Annotated in this window: 5 protein-coding genes and 1 pseudogene; 4 read left to right on the forward strand and 2 right to left on the reverse strand. The window is 60.6% G+C overall.

Annotated features, from left to right (window positions below):
* The 4 genes and pseudogenes from WCA53_RS23140 to WCA53_RS23155 form a co-directional block, all read left to right on the forward strand.
* Positions 1–754, forward strand: a pseudogene (locus tag WCA53_RS23140) (UxaA family hydrolase); the annotation flags it as partial.
* Positions 755–806: 52 nt separating this feature from the next.
* Positions 807–1,904: an aldo/keto reductase gene (locus WCA53_RS23145; RefSeq protein ID WP_423915963.1), complete on the forward strand. Its 1,098-nt coding sequence runs from the start codon at positions 807–809 to the stop codon at positions 1,902–1,904.
* Positions 1,901–2,743 (forward strand): amidohydrolase family protein, encoded by an 843-nt coding sequence (locus WCA53_RS23150; protein ID WP_423915965.1) that lies wholly within the window; start codon positions 1,901–1,903, stop codon positions 2,741–2,743. The genes WCA53_RS23145 and WCA53_RS23150 overlap by 4 nt, the downstream gene beginning before the upstream one ends.
* Before the next feature lie 291 nt (positions 2,744–3,034).
* Entirely contained in the window at positions 3,035–3,883 is an 849-nt protein-coding gene (locus tag WCA53_RS23155) for an ureidoglycolate lyase (protein ID WP_423915967.1), read from the forward strand.
* An 87-nt stretch (positions 3,884–3,970) separates the two neighbouring features.
* Here the strand turns inward: WCA53_RS23155 and WCA53_RS23160 are convergent, their stop codons facing one another.
* Both WCA53_RS23160 and WCA53_RS23165 read right to left on the reverse strand, forming a co-directional pair.
* The gene (locus WCA53_RS23160) at positions 3,971–4,414 is read right to left on the reverse strand and encodes a PaaI family thioesterase (RefSeq protein WP_423915969.1); all 444 of its coding nucleotides are present in this window, start codon (positions 4,412–4,414) and stop codon (positions 3,971–3,973) included.
* A 260-nt stretch (positions 4,415–4,674) separates the two neighbouring features.
* The coding region (locus WCA53_RS23165; protein ID WP_423915971.1) for an AGE family epimerase/isomerase at positions 4,675–4,996 on the reverse strand (322 nt) is incomplete at its 5' end.

Raw genomic sequence — 4,996 nt, forward strand, 5'->3', positions numbered from 1 at the left:
CCCCGCAGTCGGCCGCGCATTCGATACGCTTATCGACGCCGGCGCAGCCTGCATCTTCGAGGAAACCGGCGAACTTGTCGGCTGCGAATTCCACATGAAAAGCCGTGCGGCCCGACCCGAACTGGGACAGGAAATCGTTGCGTGCGTGGACAAGGCGGCGCGCTATTACTCGATACTCGGACACGGCTCGTTTGCAGTCGGCAACGCGGACGGCGGCCTCACCACGCAAGAAGAAAAGTCGCTCGGCGCCTATGCGAAAAGCGGCGCATCGCCCATTGTCGGTATCGTGAAACCGGGCGATATCCCGCCCACCGGCGGCTTGTATTTGCTGGACGTCGTGCCCGACGGCGAACCGCGTTTCGGCTTTCCCAATATCAGCGATAACGCTGAAATCGGCGAGTTGATCGCGTGCGGCGCGCACGTAATCCTTTTCACCACCGGGCGCGGCTCGGTCGTCGGCTCGGCCATTTCCCCCGTCATCAAGATCTGCGCCAATCCGGCGACGTATCGAAACCTTTCGGGCGACATGGACATCGACGCGGGCAGAATCCTCGAAGGCCGCGCGACCCTGGACGAAGTAGGGCGCGAAGTGTTCGACGCCACCATCGCCGTCGCCGCGGGCAGCGTGTCGAAATCGGAAGCACTCGGCCACCAGGAATTCATCCTGACCTACAAGACGTTCGACCCAGTCGGTCCCGCTTGCCTCCCGGCGAGCGCGGCGCCGAGACGCGCGGTATCGATTGCTTCGATCTAAGGCGGCTTTAATTCGGCAGATTCAATTCGGCAGACTCAATAAGGCGGACTCGATGAGCACTATTCCCGGAACACCGGTTGCCGAAAAACGCAAGATAGGCAGGACGTCGCTGGAGGTCACCGCGTTGTCCCTCGGCACCGCGCCTCTCGGCGGCTTGTATCACGATCTTACTGAAGCGGACGCGCAAGCGACGGTCGATGCCGCCTGGCAAAGCGGCATCCGTTACTTCGATACCGCGCCGCACTACGGTCACACTAAAGCTGAACATCGCCTGGGCGATGCGCTACGCCGCTACCCGCGTGAGGACTTCGTGGTGTCGACAAAGGTAGGCAGGCACTTTGTCCCGCGCACGACGCCGTACGACGGCAGCGAGGGCTGGTCGCGTCCGCTGCCGTTCCAGGCGATCTTCGATTACACGTACGACGGTATCCTGAGATCTTTTGAAGATAGTCAGCAACGGCTGGGAATGGTGGATATCGATATCGTGCTGATTCACGATATCGGTCGCGTCACGCACGGCGACAAAAACGCGTTTTATTGGCGGCAACTTCGCGACGAAGGTGGTTTTCGCGCGCTGGACGAACTGCGAGCCTCGCGAGGCGTAAAAGCCATAGGACTCGGGGTGAACGAAGCCGCCGCCATTCTCGACGTGATGGCTGAGTTCAATATCGACTGCGCGCTGCTCGCAGGACGTTATACGCTGCTGGAACAAGCCGTCCTCGACGACTTACTGCCCGCATGCGAGAAGCAGGGCGTCAGCATCATTTCGGGCGGCGCGTTCAATTCCGGCATTCTTGCGCGCGGATTGAAGAGTGAAGGCAACCCGCCCGTTCAGGAGCAGAAATTCAACTACGTCGATCCGCCTGCAGCGATTGTTGAACGGGTCGATGCCCTCGAACGGGTATGTCGTGAACATGGCGTCGCCTTGTCCAGCGCTGCCCTTCAGTTTCCTTATGCGCATAAAGTTGTGGCCACGGTGCTGATGGGGGCACGCAGCGCGGACGAGGTGCGCTTGAACGCGGCCTCGTTCGCCGATCCGTTGCCCGATGCCTTATGGGACGCGTTGCGTGCAAAAGGTTTGCTGCGCGCCGATGCGCCGGTGCCACGTCGTATGGGTGTTAAAAGCCCTTCGACAGAGCGCGCACCGTGACGACCGAACGTATCGACGCGCATCAGCATTTTTGGCAGCCCTCGCGCGGCGACTATGGGTGGCTGACGCCGGAACTCACGACCCTCTATCGGCCATTCGCTCCCGACGACTTGAAGCCGCTGCGCGAGGCTGCCGAAATCGGCCGGACCGTGGTTGTCCAGGCTGCGCCGACAATCGACGAAACGCGTTATCTGCTCGACCTTGCGCGAGATGAACCGTCGATCGCCGGTGTGGTCGGCTGGGTGCCGCTCGATGCGCCAAACGCTGCGGAATCGATCCGGGAATTGGCGCGCGACCCTAAGTTCAAGGGCGTCCGCCCGATGCTGCAGGACCTGAACGACGACCGCTGGATCGAGCAGCCGGAACTTGGCGCCGCGATCCACGCGCTCATAGACGGCGACCTGAGCTTCGACGCGCTGATCTTCACCCGCCACATCCCGTCGATAAAACGTTTCGCCGCGAACTTCCCGGCGTTGCGGATCGTGGTCGATCATGGCGCGAAGCCGCCTATCAAGGAGGGCGTTGCCGCGTGGCAGAGCTGGGCGGACGGAATGGAGCAGCTTGCCGCGCTGCCGCAACGGCTGCATTGCAAATTGTCGGGTCTCGCGACCGAAGCGGGGCCGGACTGGACGCCCGCAACGCTCAGGCCTTACGTCGATCATCTGATTGAGAACTTTGGACCGGAACGCCTGATGTGGGGAAGCGATTGGCCGGTATTGAACCTGAACGGCGATTACGCGCGATGGTCCACGGCGGCGCATTCGCTGACAGAGCGGCTTGGCGCGTCGGCGCAGCAAGCGATTTTCGGCGGCACCGCCCTGGCGTTTTATCGCTTGTAAACGCGAGACATAGGCGGGAACATAAGCGGGAACGTCAGCCGAGCCGCTGGCGATTTCGCAAAAAACCGGTCAGATGCGTAAGCGGAATTTCTCAGCATCGATTGCAACGAAAGCTGGGAATGGTACAAAGACTGGCACGCGCGCAATTTATGCAACACCGCGCGCGACCTGCGTGCGAATAGGCGTGCAGATGGGGGCGCAACGAACACCCTGCATGCGCGGATCACGGCAAGCCGCACTGAATAGCTGCCGAACGTTTCGAAACCGAACTTGAACTAAGGATCATTAACGATGAAACTGCTGCGCTTCGGCCCGAAGGGTCAAGAAAAACCGGGTTTGCTGGATCAGGACGGCAAGATTCGGGATTTGTCGAAGGTTATTGACGACATCGCCGGTGAAACGCTAAGCGACGCTGGTCTCGCGAAACTGCGCGCCATCGATCCCGCTTCGCTGCCTGTCGTATCGGGCGAGCCGCGTATCGGGCCGTGCGTGGGCCGCGTCGGCAAGTTCGTTTGCATCGGCCTGAACTATGCGGATCACGCTGCCGAGTCGAATCTGCCGGTCCCGACGGAACCGGTGCTGTTCGGCAAGTGGACCAGCGCGATTTGCGGCCCGAACGACGATGTTGAAATTCCGCGTGAGTCGAAGAAGACCGACTGGGAAGTGGAACTCGGCGTGGTGATCGGCAAGCACGCGAAATACGTGAGCGAAGCGGACGCACTCGATTACGTCGCCGGATATTGCGTGATCAACGACGTTTCCGAGCGCGAGTGGCAGATCGAGCACGGCACGCAATGGGACAAGGGCAAGGGCTTCGACACGTTCGGCCCGCTTGGACCGTGGCTTGTCACGAAGGACGAAATCGCCGATCCGCAGAAGCTTTCCATGTGGCTCGAAGTGGACGGCCATCGCTATCAGAATGGCAATACGAAGACCATGGTGTTCGGCGTCGCGCAACTCGTGGCGTATTTGTCAAAGGTAATGAGTCTCCAGCCTGGCGATGTCATTTCCACCGGAACGCCACCGGGCGTGGGCATGGGCGTGAAGCCGTCGCCGATTTATCTCAAGGCCGGGCAGACCATGCGCCTGGGCATCGAGGGGCTGGGCGAGCAGCAGCAACGCACGGTTGCCGCGAAGTAAGCACCATCAAAAGAAGTCAGCACCATCAAAAACCCCCGCTGATGCTTTAAATCGGCGGGGGTTTTATTCAAGCGCAGCATCCAACCCTCAATCGTTGAATACCGGCTCGATTTCCGAGGCCATCTCGCTGATCCGATGAATCGTGCCTTGCGCCACGGCGACAAGCCGTTCGGCGCCGCCGTCAGTGACATACACGTCGCACTGACAGGTTGCCTGCGTCATGCCCGCATAAACCACGCGGGCGCGCGCCATCAAGGTTCCCGAGACGGCGGGGCGCAAATAATTGATCTTATATTCCCCCGTCACCACTTTCGGTCCAAGGCGCAGCGCGCCGGCGAAGGTGAGCGCATTTTCGACCAGGTAACTCACCACGCCGCCATGCACGAAACCGTGCTGCTGCCTGAGTTCATCGCGAATCGTCAGGCACAACGTGAGACTCGTGGAGTCGATCTGCATCAGCTTCGTTCCCAGCAACGCGCTAAACGGTTGCGCATTCAACGCGCCGCGAGCGATATCGACAAGTTCAGCCATTCGGACACTCCTACACTTGGTTTTGGTCCAGTTAGCGTGAGTCCACGTATCCGCAAGCGCGGCGGCAGCCACCGATGCGGTCCTGCAGAAGACTGTAGGTAGCGCTTTCACACTCTGCAAGGACGATCTCGATTTCATCGATAAATTAACGATCCCGAACGGTTTTTCGCAGGGGTTTGCGAATTTCATTACGCAACAAGAAAACGCCCCGCGAAATTCGCAGGGCGTTCGGTGCCACGTCTCGCGCGACAACGCTCAGGTCACGGCAAAGCGGCGTAGGCGGTCGCGAGGTGATAGGGCGTTGTGGAGGGCAACTCAGCCCGCACGATCACGCCCTCGGCCGTCTGGCTCTCCACCCAGCCATGGGGGCGCAGAAAACGCGTGGCAAAACGCGCGATTTGCGCGGGCAATTGCGCACGCACGGCGGGCTCGGCGTGATGCGCAAGTGCGCGCAGATATTCGCTTTGCGCCCAGATTCGCTGTGTCGGGTCGATCGTTCGGCCCTCTTCATCCAGCGAAGCAGCCACGCCGCCCGTCGCCGGATCGACGCCGAAACGTTGCACAAAATCGAAAGCCTGAATC

The organism is Caballeronia sp., from assembly GCF_049581465.1.
In the GTDB taxonomy this organism is placed as follows: Bacteria; Pseudomonadota; Gammaproteobacteria; order Burkholderiales; family Burkholderiaceae; genus Caballeronia.

Excerpts from the sequence above, each read along its gene's own strand:
- WCA53_RS23145 (WP_423915963.1), top strand. The coding sequence starts at position 807 with ATGAGCACTATTCCCGGAACACCGGTTGCCGAAAAACGCAAGATAGGC.
- WCA53_RS23155 (WP_423915967.1), top strand. The coding sequence starts at position 3,035 with ATGAAACTGCTGCGCTTCGGCCCGAAGGGTCAAGAAAAACCGGGTTTG.
- WCA53_RS23160 (WP_423915969.1), bottom strand. The coding sequence starts at position 4,414 with ATGGCTGAACTTGTCGATATCGCTCGCGGCGCGTTGAATGCGCAACCG.